Annotated in this window: 19 protein-coding genes; 13 read left to right on the plus strand and 6 right to left on the minus strand. The window is 70.7% G+C overall.

Annotated elements, in window-relative coordinates; all coding sequences use genetic code 11:
- Positions 1-56: 56 nt before the first annotated feature.
- Entirely contained in the window at positions 57-1,448 is a 1,392-nt protein-coding gene (locus IPG65_RS14370) for an N-acetylmuramoyl-L-alanine amidase (protein ID WP_293191062.1), read from the minus strand.
- Complete coding sequence (tsaE, locus tag IPG65_RS14375; protein ID WP_293191064.1) at positions 1,445-1,945, minus strand: tRNA (adenosine(37)-N6)-threonylcarbamoyltransferase complex ATPase subunit type 1 TsaE; 501 nt, start codon at positions 1,943-1,945, stop codon at positions 1,445-1,447. Before tsaE ends, IPG65_RS14370 begins: the two co-directional genes overlap by 4 nt.
- A 27-nt stretch (positions 1,946-1,972) precedes the next feature.
- Between tsaE and queG the strand changes: the two genes are divergently transcribed.
- Entirely contained in the window at positions 1,973-3,031 is a 1,059-nt protein-coding gene (gene queG / locus IPG65_RS14380; protein ID WP_293192988.1) for a tRNA epoxyqueuosine(34) reductase QueG, read from the plus strand.
- An 88-nt stretch (positions 3,032-3,119) separates the two neighbouring features.
- Here the strand turns inward: queG and IPG65_RS14385 are convergent, their stop codons facing one another.
- A complete protein-coding gene (locus tag IPG65_RS14385; protein ID WP_293192990.1) occupies positions 3,120-4,043 on the minus strand; it encodes an AEC family transporter in 924 nt (307 codons plus the stop codon).
- Positions 4,044-4,169: 126 nt separating this feature from the next.
- Here IPG65_RS14385 and IPG65_RS14390 point away from each other — a divergent pair, with 126 nt between their 5' ends.
- The 6 genes from IPG65_RS14390 to IPG65_RS14415 all read left to right on the plus strand — a co-directional run bounded on the left by IPG65_RS14390 (position 4,170) and on the right by IPG65_RS14415 (position 9,983).
- On the plus strand, positions 4,170-5,132 hold the full coding sequence (locus IPG65_RS14390; protein WP_293191066.1) for a tripartite tricarboxylate transporter substrate binding protein BugE: 963 nt from the start codon (positions 4,170-4,172) through the stop codon (positions 5,130-5,132).
- Positions 5,133-5,345: 213 nt separating this feature from the next.
- The gene (locus IPG65_RS14395) at positions 5,346-5,747 is read left to right on the plus strand and encodes a metalloregulator ArsR/SmtB family transcription factor (RefSeq protein ID WP_293191068.1); all 402 of its coding nucleotides are present in this window, start codon (positions 5,346-5,348) and stop codon (positions 5,745-5,747) included.
- A gap of 66 nt (positions 5,748-5,813) precedes the next feature.
- Positions 5,814-6,902, plus strand: coding sequence for an NAD(P)-binding domain-containing protein (locus tag IPG65_RS14400; protein WP_293191070.1), 1,089 nt, complete (start codon positions 5,814-5,816; stop codon positions 6,900-6,902).
- Entirely contained in the window at positions 6,899-7,735 is an 837-nt protein-coding gene (locus tag IPG65_RS14405; RefSeq protein WP_293191072.1) for a hypothetical protein, read from the plus strand. Before IPG65_RS14400 ends, IPG65_RS14405 begins: the two co-directional genes overlap by 4 nt.
- A 199-nt stretch (positions 7,736-7,934) precedes the next feature.
- Positions 7,935-8,849, plus strand: coding sequence for a site-specific tyrosine recombinase XerD (gene xerD, locus IPG65_RS14410; RefSeq protein WP_293191074.1), 915 nt, complete (start codon positions 7,935-7,937; stop codon positions 8,847-8,849).
- Between the two features lie 117 nt (positions 8,850-8,966).
- Positions 8,967-9,983 carry a tripartite tricarboxylate transporter substrate binding protein gene (locus IPG65_RS14415; RefSeq protein WP_293191076.1) on the plus strand — a complete coding sequence of 339 codons (1,017 nt, stop codon included), beginning with the start codon at positions 8,967-8,969 and terminating at the stop codon, positions 9,981-9,983.
- Here the strand turns inward: IPG65_RS14415 and IPG65_RS14420 are convergent.
- Both IPG65_RS14420 and IPG65_RS14425 read right to left on the minus strand, forming a co-directional pair.
- On the minus strand, positions 9,967-11,025 hold the full coding sequence (locus tag IPG65_RS14420) for an aldo/keto reductase (RefSeq protein ID WP_293191077.1): 1,059 nt from the start codon (positions 11,023-11,025) through the stop codon (positions 9,967-9,969). The genes IPG65_RS14415 and IPG65_RS14420 overlap by 17 nt on opposite strands.
- A gap of 41 nt (positions 11,026-11,066) precedes the next feature.
- Positions 11,067-12,251, minus strand: a complete 1,185-nt coding sequence (locus IPG65_RS14425; protein WP_293191078.1) for an MFS transporter — start codon at positions 12,249-12,251, stop codon at positions 11,067-11,069.
- Positions 12,252-12,337: 86 nt separating this feature from the next.
- Here IPG65_RS14425 and IPG65_RS14430 point away from each other — a divergent pair, with 86 nt between their 5' ends.
- Together IPG65_RS14430 and IPG65_RS14435 are read left to right on the plus strand one after the other, a co-directional pair.
- A complete protein-coding gene (locus IPG65_RS14430) occupies positions 12,338-13,261 on the plus strand; it encodes a LysR family transcriptional regulator (protein WP_293191079.1) in 924 nt (307 codons plus the stop codon).
- Between the two features lie 11 nt (positions 13,262-13,272).
- Positions 13,273-13,830: a methylated-DNA--[protein]-cysteine S-methyltransferase gene (locus IPG65_RS14435; RefSeq protein WP_293191080.1), complete on the plus strand. Its 558-nt coding sequence runs from the start codon at positions 13,273-13,275 to the stop codon at positions 13,828-13,830.
- On the opposite strand, the gene IPG65_RS14440 is transcribed toward IPG65_RS14435, so the two are convergent.
- The gene (locus IPG65_RS14440) at positions 13,827-14,621 is read right to left on the minus strand and encodes a ferritin-like domain-containing protein (RefSeq protein WP_293191081.1); all 795 of its coding nucleotides are present in this window, start codon (positions 14,619-14,621) and stop codon (positions 13,827-13,829) included. The two genes, IPG65_RS14435 and IPG65_RS14440, sit on opposite strands and share 4 nt — an antisense overlap.
- A gap of 41 nt (positions 14,622-14,662) precedes the next feature.
- On the opposite strand from IPG65_RS14440, the gene IPG65_RS14445 reads away from it, so the two are divergent.
- From IPG65_RS14445 to rplS, 4 genes are all read left to right on the plus strand, one after another.
- Complete coding sequence (locus IPG65_RS14445; RefSeq protein ID WP_293191083.1) at positions 14,663-15,187, plus strand: gamma carbonic anhydrase family protein; 525 nt, start codon at positions 14,663-14,665, stop codon at positions 15,185-15,187.
- Between the two features lie 17 nt (positions 15,188-15,204).
- Positions 15,205-16,203 (plus strand): Hsp33 family molecular chaperone HslO, encoded by a 999-nt coding sequence (locus IPG65_RS14450; RefSeq protein WP_293191085.1) that lies wholly within the window; start codon positions 15,205-15,207, stop codon positions 16,201-16,203.
- Positions 16,204-16,210: 7 nt separating this feature from the next.
- Positions 16,211-16,972 (plus strand): tRNA (guanosine(37)-N1)-methyltransferase TrmD, encoded by a 762-nt coding sequence (trmD, locus tag IPG65_RS14455; protein WP_293191086.1) that lies wholly within the window; start codon positions 16,211-16,213, stop codon positions 16,970-16,972.
- 122 nt (positions 16,973-17,094) lie between these two features.
- Positions 17,095-17,478: a 50S ribosomal protein L19 gene (rplS, locus tag IPG65_RS14460; RefSeq protein WP_293191087.1), complete on the plus strand. Its 384-nt coding sequence runs from the start codon at positions 17,095-17,097 to the stop codon at positions 17,476-17,478.
- Positions 17,479-17,513 lie beyond the last annotated feature (35 nt).

Consider the following 17,513-nt stretch of genomic DNA (forward strand, 5'->3'; position numbering starts at 1 on the left):
CGATGCCCGAGTGTGGCGCAGCGGCCGTGCCCGCGGTGGCACATGCGCGCCCGGCGCTACACCTGTCGGCTGCGCGCCAGCGGCGGATTGGCGGCGAAGTACTTCTGGATGCCGCTGATGAGCGCGTTGGCCAGGTCGTTCTGGTAGGCCTCGCTGCGCAGCTTGCGCTCCTCGTCGGGGTTGCTGATGAAGGCGGTCTCCACCAGCACGCTCGGCACGTCGGGGTTGCGCAGCACGGCGAAGTTGGCGCGCTCGACGCTGCGCTTGTGCAGCCGGCCGACGCCGCCGATGTGGCCCAGCATGGCGTCGCCCAGCTTCAAGCTGTCGCGGATCTGCGCGGTGGTGCTCATGTCCAGCAGGGCGCGCTGCACCAGCGAATCCTTGGCCTCGACGTTGACGCCGCCGATGCGGTCGGCGTCGTTCTCCTTGTTGGCCAGCCAGCGCGCGGCGGTGCTGGAGGCGCCGCGCTCGGACAGTGCGTATACGCTGGCGCCGCTGGCCTCGGGCCGCATGAAGGCGTCGGCGTGAATGCTGATGAACAGGTCGGCGCCGACGCGCCGCGCCTTCTGCACGCGCGTGGCCAGGGGGACGAAGAAATCGGCGTCGCGCGTCAGGAAGGCGCGCATGGGGTTGCCGCCCACGGTGCTGTTGTTGAGGCGATCGCGCAGCTTCAGCGCCACCTGCAGCACCACGTCCTTCTCGCGCGTGCCGCCGGGGCCGATGGCACCGGGGTCCTCGCCGCCGTGGCCGGGGTCGAGGGCGACGATGATCAGGCGGTCGGTGCGCGCGGCCGCGTCGGGCGGGCGCGCGGCCGGCGCGCGGGCGGTGGCCGTGCTGCCCGGGCGCGCCGTGGTGTTGGCGCGCTCGATCTGGCGGGCGATCAGCTCGCCCAGCGAGTCGGGGGCATCCGGCGGCGGCGCGGCGCGCGCGCCGGCGGGCGGGGCACTGCCCAGCTCCTTCATGCGCTCGGCGATCAGCGCCTCCAGCGGGTCGGGCGGGTGGGCGGGGTAGAGGTCGAACACCAGCCGGTGCTGGTAGGCCGCCACGGGCGCCAGGGTGAAGACCTGCGGCTTGCTGTCCTGCTTGAGGTCCACCACCAGGCGCACCACGCCCGGCGCGTTCTGGCCGACGCGGATGCCGGCGATGTTCGGGTCGTCGCGCCGCACCTTGGCCACCAGTTCGCGCAAGGCCGGGTTCAGGTCCAGCCCGTCGATGTCCACCGCCAGCCGGGGCGGCGAGCCGACCATGCGGTGCGTGGCCTTGAGGGCGGCGTCGGACTCGATGGTGACGCGCGAGTAGTCCTCCGCCGGCCACACGCGCACCGCCACGATGCCGGCGCCGCGCGCGATGTGGTGGGGGCCCAGCAGCAGCACCACGGTACCGGTCTTCAGCAACTGCCGGCGGTGGGGGGAGGCGGCGGGCGAGGGGGGCAGGGGGGGGGGGGTCATTCGGTCAGCTCCCGCAGCAGGCGTGCGCCCAGACCAGTGGGGGCGGCCAGGTGCACGGCGCGCGCCTCGCCGGGCTGCAGCGCGATGCGGAGCACCAGGTCGGCCGGGGGCAGCACGGTGGCGGCGTGTTCGGGCCATTCGGCCAGCTTCAGGCCGGGCGCGGCGAACAGGTCGCGAAAGCCCGCGTCCTCCCACTCGCGCGGGTCGGCGAAGCGGTAGAAGTCGAAGTGCGACACGCTCAGGCCGCCGGGCGTCTCGTGCGGCTCGACCACGGCGTAGGTCGGGCTCTTGATGCGGCCCTGTACGCCCAGGGCGCGCAGCAGGTGGCGCACGAAGGTGGTCTTCCCGGCGCCCAGCTCGCCTTGCAGGGCGATGAAGGCGTTGCGCAGGCCCGGCAGGGCGGCCAGGCGCCGGGCGAAGGCGGCGGTGTCGTCCTCGGTGCGCCACAGCAGGCGGGCGGCGGGGGGGCTTTCTACAATCCGGGCGTGACTGGACATGGCGCGCAAATCGATTCTGAAACGCTGATGGCCGGCGTGCGCAACTGGGCGCGGGCGCTGGGGTTTTCGCAGGTCGGCGTGGCGGGGGTGGATCTGTCCAGCGCCGAACCCGGTCTGATGCAATGGCTGGCCGCCGGGTTCCATGGCGGCATGGGCTACATGGCCGCGCACGGCTTGAAGCGCGCGCGGCCGGCGGAGCTGGTGCCGGGCACGGTGAGCGTGATCACCGCCCGCATGAACTACCTGCCGCGCGCCACGCCCGAGGGCTGGCAGGCGATCGAGCTGCGGCGCCTGGAGCGCCCGCGGGAGGGCGTCGTGTCGCTCTACGCCCGCGGCCGCGACTACCACAAGGTGCTGCGCGCGCGGCTGCAGAAGCTGCAGGAGCGCATCGCGCGGGAGATCGGCCCCTTCGGCCACCGCGTGTTCACCGACTCGGCGCCGGTGCTGGAGGCCGAGCTGGCCGCGCGCAGCGGCCAGGGCTGGCGCGGCAAGCACACGCTGGTGCTGTCGCGCGAGGCGGGGTCGATGTTCTTTCTGGGCGAGATCTACGTCGACCTGGCGCTGCCGGCCACGCCACCAGCCAGCAGCCACTGCGGCAGTTGCCAGGCCTGCATCGACGTCTGCCCCACGCGCGCCATCGTGGCGCCCCACCGGTTGGATGCGCGGCGCTGCATCTCCTACCTGACGATCGAGCACGACGGCCCCATCGACGAGGCCCTGCGCCCGCTGATGGGCAACCGGGTGTACGGCTGCGATGACTGCCAACTGGCCTGCCCGTGGAACAAGTACGCCGGCCGCAGTGCCCTGCCGGACTTCGATGCGCGCGACGGCCTGAGCGGCGCGGCGCTGGCCGACTGGTTGGGCTGGTCGGAGGCCGAGTTCCTGCGTCGCACCGAGGGCGGCCCCATTCGCCGCATCGGCCACGAGCGCTGGCTGCGCAACGTGGCCGTGGCCCTGGGCAATGCGCTGGCGGCGCTGCCCGCGCACGACGCGCGCGCCGAGCCCCTGCGCGCCGCGCTGCGGGCGCGCGCCGGGCACCCCAGCGCCTTGGTGCGCGAGCATGTTCAATGGGCGCTGGGCCGTTGAGTGGGGGCGATTGCTAGCGTTTTTGCGCATGGCGTCGGCGCGGGGATTGCGCAGGATGCTGCCATTTTCATAGCATTCCGGGGCGGCGTCAACCGCGCGCCGCCAGGGGGCCCAGCACGCCCAGCGCCCACGGCAGGCTGAGCACGCCGAGCACGGTCGAGAGCGTCACCAGCCCCGCCACGTAGGGGCCGTTGTAACCCATGCGCGCGGCCAGCACGTAACAGCTCGACGAGGTGGGCAGGGCCGAGAAGATGAGCAGCACCGTCGTTTCCGCCGCGCCCAGCCCCAGGGCGCGGGCCAGCAGCCAGGCCACCACGGGCAGCAGCAGGTGCCGGATCGCCAGCAGGGCCGCGCCCAGCGCCTTGCCCTGGGCCAGGCTCTGCCATTGCATGCCGGCGCCAGCGGCCATCAGGCCCAGCGCGATCGACGCCGCGCCGATGCGCGACACCGTGGGCGCCAGCCAGGTCGGGACGGTCAGGCCGGCCAGGTTGGCCGCCAGCCCCAGCGCCGTGGCGATGATGAGCGGGTTGCGCGCCAGCTCGCCGGCAAAGCCGCGCCCGGCGTGCCGCGCCATCGGCCACACCGCCGCCACGTTGAACAGCGGCACGCACACGCCGATCAGCACCGCGATGAGCTGCAGGCCCTGCGGTCCTGCCAGCCGCTCGGCCAGGGCCAGGCCGATGAAGGAGTTGAAGCGGAAAGCGACCTGCGCGCTGGCGGCGTGCTCGCGCGCGTCGATCCGGCCGCGCAGCAGCGGCAGATGGGGCAGGGCGTAGGCCAGGGCGATGCCGGCGAGGCCCAGGGCCAGCCCGCTGGCCATCAGGCCGGAGGCGGCGTGCAAGTCCAGCGGCGTGCGCACGATCGACTGGAACAGCAGCACCGGAAACAGAAAAAAATACACCAGCGGCTCCACCGCCTGCCACACCGCCCGGTCGAGCGCCGTGTGGCGGCACAGCAGGTAGCCGATCAGGATCAGCGAGAAATCCGGGAAAAGAAGCTGGGCGTAGTGCACCGCGCGAGGATAGCGGGGCACAGTGAGGGTTTGTCCTTGGAAATTCATTCTCACCCGTTGAAACATGCAGTTAGGATCGACGCTCCAAACCGTGTTCAGTCCAGACCACTCAAGGAGGCCCCATCCATGCAACGCCGTCACCTGATCGCGCTCGCCGCGGCTACCTTCGCCACCGGCACCGCCGTGGCGCAGACCTACCCCACCAAACCCATCCGCCTGATCGTGCCCTTCGCCCCCGGCGGCACCACCGACATCATCGCCCGCGTGGTCGGCGAACCGCTGGGCCGCGCGCTGGGCCACCCCGTGATCGTGGACAACAAGAGCGGCGCGGGCGGCGCCATCGGCGCGCTGGAGGCTTCGCGCGCCGCGCCCGACGGCTACACGCTGAGCGTGGCCACGGTGTCCACCACCGCCGCCAACCCGGCCATCAACAAGAAGATCGGTTACGACCCGGTGAACGACTTCGTGCCGGTGATCAACATCGCCGCCACGCCCAACGTGCTGGCCGTCAACCCGGCCGTGCCGGCCAAGGACTACAAGAGCTTCGTGACGCTGATCAAAAAGGAGCCGGGCAAGTATTCATTCGCCTCGTCGGGCGCCGGCGGCATCGGCCACCTGCAGATGGAGCTGTACAAGAGCCTGACTGGCCTGTTCATCACCCACATCCCCTACCGCGGCGCCGGCCCGGCGCTGAACGACGTGGTGGCCGGCCAGGTGCCGATCATGTTCGACAACCTGCCCTCGGCGCTGCCCTTCATCAGGTCGGGCAAGCTGGTGCCCATCGTCGTGGCCGCGCCCGAGCGCCTGAAGGACCTGCCCGACACGCCCACCTTCAAGGAAGTGGGGCTGGAGCCGGTCAACCGCATGGCCTACTACGGCATCCTGGCGCCCAAGGGCACCCCCAAGGACATCGTCGACAAGCTGAACGCCGCCACCAAAAAGGTGCTGGAAGACCCGGGGGTCAAGAAGCGTATCGAGGACACCGGCTCGCTCATCATCGGCAACACGCCCGAGCAGTTCGCCCAGCAGATCAAGGACGAATTCGCCGTGTACCAGCAGGTGGTGGCCAAGCAGAAGCTGAGCCTCTGACCGGGCACTTGCCGCAGGCTGATAGGCCGCCGCGCACCGGCGGCTTTTTCTCGTGTGCGCCCAGCATGGACGCACTCCTGGAGGAGTAAGTCCTGCCCAGTCCCCGGCCGCCACCGTCCGCGCAGGCCATGCCTCCGGGAAACTCGGCTGCTGGCGCGGTCTGTCCATCAGCTGGTATTTTAATTTCTATACATGCACACATATGCATATACAATGACCGATACCCGCCCCTATTCTCAGCGGCAGAAGATGAGCGCCCCGACCCAAGACGCCCTGCGAGCCCAAGCCATCAACTCGGCAATGGCCGTGCTGGACGATCCGCTGTTCAAGGCTTTGCAGGAGCCGTCGCGGGTCGCCGTGCTTCGGCAACTCATGCTGCTGGGCCGGGCCGACGTGGGACAGATCGCCGAGAAGTTGCCTCAGGAGCGCTCGGTGATCTCGCGGCACCTGCAACTGCTGCTGGAGGCCGGGATCGTGCGCATGGAGCGCGCCGGACGCCATCGCATCTACGAGGTGGATGGGCCGACGATCCTGCGCAAGTTCGAGGTCATCTTGCGTGAGGTCGGCCAGCTCGCACCCTACTGCTGCCCTGCGAATGGCTCAGAAAACAAATGATCGCCTTCCTCACATTTTTGCCCATTGAATGCATGCATGCGCACACCTGTCCATGAGAGCTCACTCATGAAGACTCTGCAAACCCTCGTCATCGGCGGCGGCCAGGCCGGCCTGGCCATGGGCTGGCACCTCGCGCAGCAGCAAATCAGCTCCCTGATTCTGGAAGCTTCCGACCGCTCTGGCGGCGCATGGCGAAGCTACTACGACAGCCTGGAATTGTTCTCGCCCGCCGGTTATTCCGCGCTACCCGGCATGCCATTTCCGGGGCCGCAGGCACGTTATCCACGCCGCGATGAAGTCGTGGACTACCTGGACGACTACGCGCGGAAATTCCGGTTGCCGATCCGCACCGGGGAAAAGGCGGTGGACGTCGCTCGCACCGAAGACGGGTTCGAAGCCGTAACGTCCAGCGGCCAACGCTATCGTGCTAGAACGGTCGTCGCGGCCTCTGGCGCGTTCGGCATGCCCCATATTCCATCCATCGAGGGGAAAGAGCACTTCCGCGGGCGCATGCTGCACAGTGCCGAGTACCTCAATCCAAAAGAATTCCTGGGGCAGCGCGTCATCGTGATCGGCGGTGCCAATTCCGCCGTGCAGATCGCCACGGAACTCGCGGGGATCGCCCGCGTGACGCTGGCCACCCGGCAACCGATCCGCTTCGTCCCACAGCGCTTCCTCGGGCTGGATTTCCATTTCTGGGTGAAGTGGACAGGCCTGGAGCAAACACGCTGGCTGAACGATCAAAGCACCTCGGTGCTCGACAGCGGCCAATACAGCCACGCGATCAGGACCGGGCGATTGCCGCGCCGGGAAATGTTCACCCGCATCACCGCGCACGGCGTGATCTGGCCGGATGGAGCAGAAGAACAAGTGGATGCCCTGCTGTTCGCAACGGGCTTCCGTCCGAATGCTTCCTACCTTCGCGAGCTGGGCGGCATTGACGCCGACAACCGCCTGGCCCAGCGCAATGGCATCGCCCAAGGCATCCCCGGCCTCTACTTCGTGGGGTTTCCAAGGCAACGCAACTTTGCTTCAGCCACCCTGCGTGGCGTGGGCGCGGATGCGGCCCACATCATGCCGCGTCTGCTCGAACACTTGCACGAGCGCGATCAGCAGGCCGGCAAGATCAATACATTCGGAGCCCTGGCGTCATGAATGCGATGACTTGGCTGGCGCCCCTTTCATCGTGGCTCGTGATGCTTCACCTTGGCGCGCAAGCCTATGTGCAGCACGACGCGCCGTCCTCCCGGCCGGGTGTCGCTTTCTATCTGGCGCACTACGGCGCGCCCCTGGCCGTCGTTTTCCTGCTCGGCCACGCCGGCGTGATCGGTTCGCATGAAAGCCTCGGACTGGCCGTCTGCGTGCTCTCGGGCGTGGGGACGTCGGCCGTCCCCTGGGCGCTGCGCGATGGTGCCAGCGCTGGCGCAATGACCCGAAGGCTCGCGCTCGGCGCAACCGTCGCATTGATCGCCTTGCCGCTGGCCTCGCTCGCCTATGCGGATCGAGATCACGCGTTGATCCGTTTCGCCGTGACGGCCTCGATACTCGTCGGCGTCTTGTGGCTGCCGTGGCGCCTGGGCCGGTTGCTGCTGCGGCACGCGTGGCTCCCGAAGCCCGGTCTTGCGGTTCTTGGGACTGCCGCCACGCTCTCGGTCATCGCACTGATCCTGCTGGTGGCCTGGCACGAGTTGCCCCGACTGCCGGAGCGCCCCTGGTTGATCGCGGCGTGCTTCCTGCTCGTGACCACGCAAGGCGTGGGTGGTGCCTTGCTGGATGCGCGCACGGGGCTGGCGACAACAGCGGTTATCCGCAACCTCACGCTCGCCACCCTGGTGCTTGTGATCGATGAGCGAACCGCCAACGCCGTGACTGCGCTCGCCGCCTTCGGAACACTGATGTATCTCGGAGTCTGGCCCACGTCCCGGCTGGCAAGACTGCTGGGCGCGCCCAGGCCAAGCACGGCAACAGCGGAGCAGGACACACGATAGGACGAGCAACCCACGGTTGGCTTGCCGCCACCAAGTGACTTGGCGCTTGGTCCCTATCAGCCGCTTTTCCTTGACAGGGGGGTTTCGCGAGCCAGGTGTTCTGAGGGGAGGCGCTTGACGCCGGCGTTTTTATGCTCTTCTGCTATTGATAGAATAGCTTGCGGCGCAATACCCATAAGGACTTGAGCCACTATTCATCATGAATACGCAGCCGCCACCGCCCGATGCGTCCATCGACGCTTTCATCGACGCCCTGTGGCTCGAGGACGGCCTGTCGCCCAACACCCTGGCCGCGTACCGGCGCGACCTGCTGCTCTACGAGCGCTGGCTGCGGGCCGGGCATGGCGCGCGGCTGCCGCAGTCGCTGGAGCATCACCTGCTGGGCTACTTCGCCGCCCGAGCCGGCACGCGCGCCACCTCGGCCAACCGGCGGCTCACCGTGTTCAAGCGCTACTTCCGCTGGGCGCTGCGCGAGCGGCTGGTGGACGCCGACCCCACGCTCAAGCTGCTGGCCGCCAGGCAGCCGCTGCGCGTGCCCAAGACGCTGGGCGAGGCCCAGGTCGAGGCGCTGCTGGCCGCGCCGGACACCGGCACGCCGCTGGGCCTGCGCGACCGCGCCATGCTGGAACTGATGTACGCCAGCGGCCTGCGCGTGAGTGAGCTGGTCACGCTCAAGACCTTCCACGTCAGCCTGAACGACGGCGTGCTGCGCGTCATGGGCAAGGGCGGCAAGGAGCGCCTGGTGCCCTTCGGCGAGCTGGCGCGCGAGTGGCTGGAGCGCTATTTGCACGAGGCGCGCCCCGCCATCCTGGGGCCGAGGCAGACGGACGCGCTGTTCGTCACCAGCGCCGGCCGCACGCCCGGCACGGCCATGTCGCGCATGATGGTCTGGACGCTGGTCAAGCGCTACGCGGCGCAGGCCGGCGTCACCGCGCCACTATCGCCGCACACGCTGCGCCACGCCTTCGCCACCCACCTGCTCAACCACGGCGCCGACCTGCGCGCGGTGCAGATGCTGCTGGGGCACGCCGACATCTCCACCACCACCATCTACACCCACGTCGCGCGTGAGCGGCTGAAGGACCTGCACGCCCGGCACCATCCGCGCGGATGAGGCGGCTTACAAGAAAATAAAGGCCATAGCCCGCGCCGGTATTGCGATGACAGCTATAAAAAATGTAGCTTTCGAGCGCTCGGCCGCGCCGCCGGAGCTTGACGCACAATCGGCGCCATGAATCTGCCCGACACCTCCTTCCCGCGCCGCCGCGCCGTCGGCTGCCTTGCCGCGCTGGCGCTCGCACCCGCCGTGGCGCGCGCGCAGGCCTGGCCCGCCAAACCCGTCAGGATCACCGTCGCCTACCCGCCCGGCGGCGTGGCCGACGGCATGGCGCGCCTGCTGGCCGACAAGCTGGCGCCGATGCTGGGCCAGAGCGTGGTGGTGGACAACAAGGCCGGCGCCAGCGGCACCATCGGCCTGGACGCGGTGGCCAAGTCGGCGCCCGACGGCCATGCGCTGGGTTTCGCGGCCATCAGTCCGCTGGTGCTCAACCCGCACTTGGGCAAGTCGCCCTTCGACCCGGCCCGGGACATCGCGCCCGTGGCCAGCGTCATCGCCTCGCCGGTGCTGCTGCTGGGCACCACGGCGCTGGCGGCGGCGGACTTCAAGGCGCTGCTGGCCGCCGCCAAGGCCCGGCCCGGCGCGCTGCTCTGGGCCACGTCGGGGCCGGCGTCGCTGGGCCACATCGTGCTGGAACAGGTGAAGGTCGGCGCCGGCGTGGACATCACCCACATTCCCTACAAAGGCGGCGGGCAGCAGATCAACGACGCCCTGTCGGCCCAGTTCGAGGTGCTGTCGGTCAACGCCGGTCCGGCCGTGATGGGGCACATCCAGGCCGGCAAGCTGCGTCCGCTGGCGGTGGGCTCGCCGGTGCGGCTGGGCGCGCTGCCCGGCACGCCCACGCTGGCCGAGCTGGGCCTGCCGGCGGCCAACCTGGCCTCGGTGTTCGGCCTGTTCGCTCCGGCCGGCACGCCGGCCGCCGTGGTCGAGCGCCTGAACGCCGAGGTCAACCGGCTGCTGAAGGACCCTGACGTGCGCCGTCGCATCGAGGCCGCCGACAACGTGCCCACGGGCGGCAGCGCGGCCGACTTCGCGCGGCTCATCGCCAGCGAATCGGCCAGCAACGCGCGCGTCATCCGGCAGGCGGGGATCCAGGCGGAGTACCCACGCCCGCCTAAACCGCCGCCATGATCCCCGGCGGCGGCACCGCCGGCGGCGCCAGCTCGGTGAACTGCCCGTTCCAGTAGGGGTTGTGGGGGTAGGGTGGCGTCACGGCGCTGGCGGCGTCGAGCCTGGCGACCTGCGCGGGCGTCAGGTTCCAGCCCACGGCGCCGAGGTTCTGCTTCAGTTGCGCCTCGTCGCGCGCGCCGATGAGCACGCTGGACACGGTGGGACGTTGCAGCAGCCAGTTGATGGCGGTCTGCGGCACCGTCTTGCCTGCTTCCCCGGCCACCTCGACCAGTGCATCGACCACACGGTACAGGTGGTCGTCGGTCACCGGCGGCGCGAAGGTGGCCGTCTCGTGCAGGCGGCTGCCGGCAGGCCATGGCTGGCCGCGCCGGATCCTGCCCGTCAGGCGGCCCCAGCCCAGCGGGCTCCACACCAGCGCGCCCAGGCCCTGGTCCAGGCCCAGCGGCATCAGGTCCCACTCGTAGTCGCGGCCGATGAGCGAGTAGTAGGTCTGGTTGGCGACGAAGCGCTCGGTGCCCAGCCGGTCGGCTGCGGCAAGCGCCTTCATCAACTGCCAGCCCGCGAAGTTGGACGTGCCGATGGCCCGCACCTTGCCGGCGCGCACCAGGTCGTCGAGCGTGCGCAGCATCTGCTCCACCGGCGTGGCGGCGTCGAAGGCGTGCAGTTGCAGGATGTCGATGTGGTCGGTCTTCAGCCGCCGCAGCGCGGCCTCCGTGGCCCCGATGAGGTGGTGGCGCGACCAGCCCGCGTCGTTGGGGCCGTCGCCCGTGCGCAGCGTCAGCTTGGTGGACACGATGGCGCGGTGGCGCCGGCCAGCCAGCGCGGCGCCGAGGATCTCCTCGGACGCGCCGTCCGAATACACGTCGGCGGTGTCGAAGAGGTTCACGCCGTGCGCCAGGCAGAGGTCGATCATGCGCCGCGCCTCCTCCACGCCGGCGCGGCCCCAGGCGCTGAAGAGCGGGCCGCGTCCGCCGAAGGTGCCGGTGCCGAAGCCCAGGACCGGCACGCGAAAGCCGGAGCGGCCGAGCAGCCGATGTTCCATCGTGATGATTCCTTGAAAAGATGAAAAGGGAAAGCGGGGCATCAGGCGCCGAGCGGCGCCAGCCTCGAGCGCCGCCGATCCAGCGCCCGGCTGGCGATGGCCAGCCCCAGGCCGGCCAGCGTCAGCGCCGCGGCGGCCGGGCCCAGGTTCGCCAGGCCCTGCAGGCCGGGTCCGTGCTCGATGACCGCGCCGCCGACCCCCGCCCCCAGCGCGTTGCCGAGGTTGAAGGCGGCGATGTTCAGGATGGAGGCCAGGTTCTGTCCGGCGCCCGCGGCCTGCTCCAGCACGCGCATCTGCAGCGGCGCCACGGTGGCAAAGGCCGCCACGCCGAGCAGGGCGATGAAGACCACGGCCGACACCGCGTGCGGCATCGCCCAGCGGGCGCCGGCCAGCACCAGTGCCAGCACGAGCAGGGTGCCGACCGCCGCGCGCATGGCGCCTTTGTCGGCCAGCCGGCCGCCCAGCAGGTTGCCCGCCGCCAGCCCGCCGCCGAACAGCAGCAGGACGGGCGAGACGGCCGATTCGGACAGCCCGGTCACGCGGGTCAGCAGCGGCTGCACGTAGGTGTACAGGGCGAACAGGCCGGCGAAGCCCAGCACTGTCATCGCCAGCCCCAGCCAGACCTGCGGGCGGGCCAGCATGGCCAATTCTTCGCGCAGTGGCACGGGTTCGACGCGGCCGGCGCCCTGGGGCACGAAGCGCCACAGCACCGCCAGCGCCACGAGGCCGGTCACCGTCACCGCCCAGAAGGCCGAGCGCCAGCCGAAGTGCAGGCCGATCCAGGCGCCCGCGGGCACGCCGAGCAGGGTGGCCGCCGTGAGGCCGGTGAACATGAGGGCGATGGCCGAGGCGCGCTTGTCCGGCGGCACCAGCCCGGTGGCCACCACCGCGCCGACGCCGAAGAAGGTGCCGTGCGCCAGCGAGGTGAGCACGCGGGCGGCCATCAGCGCGCCATAGCCCGGCGCCAGCGCGCAGGCCAGGTTGCCGAGTGTGAAGACGGCCATCAGCGCCAGCAGCACCAGCTTGCGCGGCAGCCGGCGCGTGGCCAGGGTCAGCAGCGGCGCACCGGCGGCCACCCCGAGGGCATAGCCGGAGATGAGCAGGCCGGCCGTGGGGATGGAGACGTGGAGATCCTTGGACACCTGCAGCAGCAGGCCCATGATGACGAATTCGGTGGTGCCGATGCCGAAGGCGCCGGCGGTGAGGGCAAGAAGTGCGATGGGCATGATGGACCGCACTGTGCAGGCCCGCGGCGCCGATGAATAGAATGCCGCTTCGACCAGAACCTGTGAATTCAATTCACAGCCAAGCCATGCCGCGCATCGAAGTCAACCGCTCCGGCGAGATGGAAGCCTTCGTCCAGGTGGTGGACCGGGGCGGCTTCTCCGCCGCCGCGCGCGTGCTGGGCATGACGCCCTCGGCCGTCAGCAAGCTCGTCGCCCGGCTGGAGGCGCGCCTGGCCGTGCAGCTGGTGCACCGCTCCACCCGCAAGCTGCAGCTCACCGCCGAGGGCCGCCATTTCTACGAGCGCAGCGCGCGCGTGCTGGCCGACATGGACGAGGCCGAGCGCTGCGCCGCCGGCGCCGCGCCGCGCGGACGGGTCAGCCTCAGCGTCAGCGTGCCCTTCGGCCAGCACGTGCTGCTGCCGCTGGTGCCCCGGCTGCTGGCGGCGCACCCCGAGCTGACGCTGGATTTGAACCTGACCGACCGCATCGTGGACCTGATGGACGAGCGCGCCGACATCGCCATCCGCTGGGGGCGGCTGGCCGACTCGGAACTGGTGGCGCGCCTGCTGGGCCACACCGAGCAGGTGATCGTCGGCTCGCCCGCCTACCTGGCGCGCCGCGGCACGCCGCGCACGCCGGATGACCTGATGCGACACGACCGCCTGGGCACCAACTACCGGCGCAACGTGCCGCACTGGCCGCTGAAGGTGGACGGGCGCGTTGCCGAGGTGCCGATCGCCGGCGGCGTCCGCGCCTCCGACGGCGAGGCGCTGCGCACGCTGCTGCTGCACGGCGTGGGGCTGGCGCGCATGTCGGTCTACCACGTGCAGCCGGACATCGCGGCGGGCCGGCTGGTGCCGGTGCTGGAGGACTTCAACCCGCGCGAGCTGGAGCCCATTCACGCGGTCTATCTGGGCAAGCCGGGGCGGCTGCCGGCGCGGGTGCGGGCGGTGCTGGACTTCCTGGCGGCCGAGGTGCGGCTGCCCGCGGGCACGGGCGGCCTCGAATGAGACAGCGATCGATGCGGAACGGCATGGCCTGGACGGTTTTCCCGACCGCCATCGGCTTCGTCGGCCTGGCCTGGGGCGAGGCCGGGCTGCTGGGCGCGCAACTGCCCGAGGCGGACGAAGCCGGTACGCGGGCGCGGATGGCACGCCGCTTTCCGGCGTTGGTCGAGGTGGGTCCCGCCGACCTCGCCGCCGCGGCGGCCCAGGCCATCGGCGGCATCACCGCGCTGCTGGCCGGCGAGCCGCGCGATCTGCTTGAGATTGCGCTGGACCTTCGTGGCGTGCCCGACTTCAACCGGCGCGTCTATGCCTTGGCCCGCCGCATCCCCCCGGGGCGAACGCGCAGCTACGGCGAACTCGCGCTGGACCTGGGCGACAAGGGCCTGGCGCGTGCGGTGGGCCAGGCGCTGGGCCACAACCCGTTCACGCCGGTGGTGCCGTGTCACCGCATCCTCGGCGCCGACGGCCGTCCGGGCGGCTTCTCGGCCCATGGCGCGGCGCTGACCAAGCTGCGCATGCTGGCGATCGAGGGCGCGCGTCCCCAGGGCACGGCGTCCCTGTTCCCGTTCTAGCTTTCCCACTGGACCATTTCATCCGCGGTGAAACCCGCCCGCCGCCGCGCGGCGGCGTTGAACGGTCCTTTCAGCCGGGGCGCGCCGTACCGCTGGGCCAGCACGGCGTAGTGCGCCACCGGCTCCAGGCCTTCGCGCTCGCACAGCCAGCGGTACCAGTGGTTGCCGATGGCCACGTGGCCGATCTCGTCGCGCAGGATGATGTCGAGGATGTCGCAAGCGGCCAGCGCGTCGGGCGCGCCCGTGGCGCGCAGCTTGCGCTGGATCAGCGGCGTGGCGTCCAGGCCGCGCGCCTCCAGCGTGCGCGGCACCAGGGCCATGCGGGCGACGATGTCGCCGCCGGTCTTCTCGCACATGGCCCACAGCCCGTCGTGCGCGGGGAAGTCGCCGTAGCCGTGGCCCAGACCACGCAGGTGCGCGTGCAGCAGGCTGAAGTGCAGCGCCTCCTCGGCGGCCACGCGCAGCCAGTCCAGGTAGAACTGCTCGGGCATGCCGGCGAAGCGCCAGATGGCGTCCAGCGCCAGGTTGATGGCGTTGAACTCGATGTGGCAGATGGCATGGATCAGCACCGCGCGGCCCTCGGCCGTGGTCACGGCGCGCCGAGGCACGTCGGCCGGCGGCACCAGCGCCGGGCGCGCGGGGCGGCCGGGCAGGGCGGTGGAGGCTTGCAGAGGGGTTCTGTTTGCTATCGTAACAGTAGCATATTGCGCATGTAGGTCGCGGGCTAGAGCCAGTTTTTGCTCAATATCGGCGGTGCAGAGGGCTTGCAGGGCGAGGGGGCGCGGCTCCATCCCTACAATTCTAGTTTTGGCGTGGACAAAGAGAGTCAGCAATGGCCGTGTACGAGATCGATGGCAAGGCGCCGCGCGTGGATTCCACCGCGTGGATCGCCGGTTCGGCCGAGGTGATGGGCAACGTCGAGATCGGCCCGGACGCCAGCGTGTGGTTCGGCTGCGTGCTGCGCGGCGACACCGAGGTCATGCGCATCGGCGAGGGCACCAACGTGCAGGACGGCAGCGTGCTGCACGCCGACATCGGCTTCCCGCTGACCCTGGGCCGGCACGTGACGGTGGGCCACCAGGTCATGCTGCACGGCTGCACCATCGGCGACGAGTCGCTCATCGGCATCGGCGCGGTGGTGCTCAACGGCGCCCGCATCGGCAAGAACTGCCTGGTCGGCGCGGGCTCGCTGGTGACCGAGGGCAAGGCGTTCCCGGACGGCAGCATGATCATGGGCTCGCCCGCCAAGGCGGTGCGCCAGCTCACGCCCGAGCAGATCGAGGGCCTGCGCCGCAGCGCGCAGCACTACATCGACAACGCGCGGCGGTTCCAGGCCACCTTGAACAAGCTGGCCTGAAGCCTCATCTGCAGCGGATGTCCGAGCTCCACAAGTTCATCTTCGACGGCCTGCCCGTGCGCGGCCAACTGGTGCGCCTGACCGACGCGTGGCAGGAGTTGCTGCGCCGCCGCGCCGCCAACACCCAGACCGGCGCCTACCCACCGCCCGTGGCCGAGCTGCTGGGCGAGATGACGGCCGCCAGCGTGCTGATGCAGGGCAATATCAAGTTCGACGGCGCGCTGGTGATGCAGATCTTCGGCGACGGCCCGGTCAAGCTGGCCGTGGCCGAGGTGCAGGCCGACCTGCGCCTGCGCGCCACCGCCACGCTGGCCGACGCGGTGCCGCCCGGCGCCACGCTGGCCGCCATGGTCAACGCCGGCGGCCGGGGCCGTTGCGCCATCACGCTCGACCCGCGCCAGCGCCAGGAAGGCCAGCAGCCCTACCAGGGCGTGGTGCCGCTGGTGGACGAGGGCGGCGCGCCCCTGGCCAGCCTGGCCGGCGTGATCGAGCACTACATGCGCCAGTCCGAGCAGCTCGACGCCACGCTGGTGCTGGCCGCCGACGAGACCATCGCCGCCGGCCTGCTGCTGCAGCGCCTGCCGGTGCAGGGCCAGCACAACCTGTCGCAAAGCCACGTGGCGCGCGAGGACGATGCCGGCGCGCCGGGCGAGGGCGTGGAGGACGATTTCGCGCGGCTGTCGATCCTGGCGCGCAGCCTGCGGCGCGACGAGCTGCTGGGCCTGGACGCCGACACCATCCTGCGCCGGCTGTTCTGGGAGGAGCGGCTGATGCGCTTCGAGCCCCTCGCCGGGCTGGCCGGCCCGCGCTTCGCCTGCTCGTGCAGCCGCGCGCGCGTGGCCGCCATGCTCCAGGGGCTGGGCCAGGACGAGACCGAATCCATCGTGCGGGAGCAGGGCCAGGTCGAGGTGAGCTGCGACTTCTGCGGCCGGCAGGAGCGCTTCGACGCCGTGGACGTGGCGCGCCTGTTCACCCCGCCCGAGCAGCAGCCGCCGCTGCCCGGCGCGGTGCAATAGGGGCGCCGTGCGGTTCGACGTCATCACGCTGTTCCCCGAGCTGTTTGCTCCCTTTCTGGAAGCGGGCATCACGCGCCGCGCCTACGCCAGCGGCCAGATCGAGCTGAAACTCTGGAACCCGCGCGAGCACGCCGAGGGCAACTACCGCCGCGTGGACGACCGCCCCTTCGGCGGCGGTCCCGGCATGGTGATGATGGCCGAACCGCTGGCGCGCTGCCTGGCCGCCGTGCGCGCCGACCGCGTGGAAGAAGTCCCGGCGCCCGTGGTGTTGTTCTCGCCCATCGGCGAGGTGCTGCGCCACGCCGCCGTGGCGCGCTGGGCCGCCGGGCCCGGCGCCATCCTGGTGTGCGGGCGCTACGAGGGGATCGACCAGCGCTTCATCGATACGCACGTCGATGTGCAGATCAGCCTGGGCGACTTCGTGCTTTCCGGCGGCGAGATCGCCGCGCTGGCCCTGCTGGACGCCGTGGCGCGCCTGCAGCCGGGCGTGCTGGGCGACGAGGGCAGCCACCAGGCCGACAGCTTCAACCCCGCCGTCGATGGCTTGCTGGATTGCCCGCACTACACCCGGCCCGAGGACTGGCGCGGCCAGCGCGTGCCGGCCGAGCTGATGTCGGGCCACCACGCGCAGATCGAGCGCTGGCGGCGCGACCAGCGGCTGCAGCTCACCGCGCGGCATCGGCCCGAGCTGGTCGCTGCCGCGCGGGCCGCGGGGCGCCTGGCCGCGCGGGACGAGGCGCTGCTGGAGCGCCTGGCCGCCGGGCTATAATCAAAAGCTTTTCGATCCTCTGCCGGCCGCGGCACAGAAAAGGCTTGGGCACCGCCACTTCAGGCGCGCCCGGCTTGCCGCCCCTAGCGTAGCGTGTGCACGATCGAGAACGGGAAAGCGTCATGAACCTGATCCAGACCCTCGAAAAAGAGGAAATCGAGCGCCTCGGCAAGAAAATCCCCGAGTTCGCTCCCGGCGACACCGTCATCGTCAGCGTCAACGTTGTCGAAGGCAGCCGCAAGCGCGTGCAGGCCTACGAAGGCGTGGTCATCGCCAAGCGCAACCGGGGCCTGAACAGCGGCTTCACCGTGCGCAAGATCTCCAGCGGCGAAGGCGTGGAGCGCACCTTCCAGACCTACAGCCCGCTGATCGCCGGCATCGAGGTCAAGCGCCGCGGCGACGTGCGCCGCGCCAAGCTGTACTACCTGCGCCAGCGCAGCGGCAAGTCGGCGCGCATCAAAGAAAAGCTGCCCAGCCGCGTGGCCAAGCAGGCCGCCAGCGCCTGATCGCACCCGGCCCGCCGCAGGCGAGCCGTCCGCCG

This window comes from Ottowia sp., from assembly GCF_016703145.1.
In the GTDB taxonomy this organism is placed as follows: domain Bacteria; phylum Pseudomonadota; class Gammaproteobacteria; order Burkholderiales; family Burkholderiaceae_C; genus Ottowia.

Coding starts and splice junctions, on each gene's coding strand:
- IPG65_RS14440 (WP_293191081.1), bottom strand. CDS start 14,621: ATGGAGCCGCGCCCCCTCGCCCTGCAAGCCCTCTGCACCGCCGATATT.
- IPG65_RS14430 (WP_293191079.1), top strand. CDS start 12,338: ATGCCGCGCATCGAAGTCAACCGCTCCGGCGAGATGGAAGCCTTCGTC.
- IPG65_RS14390 (WP_293191066.1), top strand. CDS start 4,170: ATGCAACGCCGTCACCTGATCGCGCTCGCCGCGGCTACCTTCGCCACC.
- IPG65_RS14450 (WP_293191085.1), top strand. CDS start 15,205: ATGTCCGAGCTCCACAAGTTCATCTTCGACGGCCTGCCCGTGCGCGGC.
- IPG65_RS14395 (WP_293191068.1), top strand. CDS start 5,346: ATGACCGATACCCGCCCCTATTCTCAGCGGCAGAAGATGAGCGCCCCG.
- IPG65_RS14445 (WP_293191083.1), top strand. CDS start 14,663: ATGGCCGTGTACGAGATCGATGGCAAGGCGCCGCGCGTGGATTCCACC.
- IPG65_RS14415 (WP_293191076.1), top strand. CDS start 8,967: ATGAATCTGCCCGACACCTCCTTCCCGCGCCGCCGCGCCGTCGGCTGC.
- IPG65_RS14435 (WP_293191080.1), top strand. CDS start 13,273: ATGCGGAACGGCATGGCCTGGACGGTTTTCCCGACCGCCATCGGCTTC.
- rplS (WP_293191087.1), top strand. CDS start 17,095: ATGAACCTGATCCAGACCCTCGAAAAAGAGGAAATCGAGCGCCTCGGC.
- IPG65_RS14405 (WP_293191072.1), top strand. CDS start 6,899: ATGAATGCGATGACTTGGCTGGCGCCCCTTTCATCGTGGCTCGTGATG.
- queG (WP_293192988.1), top strand. CDS start 1,973: ATGGCCGGCGTGCGCAACTGGGCGCGGGCGCTGGGGTTTTCGCAGGTC.
- IPG65_RS14420 (WP_293191077.1), bottom strand. CDS start 11,025: ATGGAACATCGGCTGCTCGGCCGCTCCGGCTTTCGCGTGCCGGTCCTG.
- IPG65_RS14425 (WP_293191078.1), bottom strand. CDS start 12,251: ATGCCCATCGCACTTCTTGCCCTCACCGCCGGCGCCTTCGGCATCGGC.
- IPG65_RS14400 (WP_293191070.1), top strand. CDS start 5,814: ATGAAGACTCTGCAAACCCTCGTCATCGGCGGCGGCCAGGCCGGCCTG.
- xerD (WP_293191074.1), top strand. CDS start 7,935: ATGAATACGCAGCCGCCACCGCCCGATGCGTCCATCGACGCTTTCATC.
- tsaE (WP_293191064.1), bottom strand. CDS start 1,945: ATGTCCAGTCACGCCCGGATTGTAGAAAGCCCCCCCGCCGCCCGCCTG.
- IPG65_RS14370 (WP_293191062.1), bottom strand. CDS start 1,448: ATGACCCCCCCCCCCCTGCCCCCCTCGCCCGCCGCCTCCCCCCACCGC.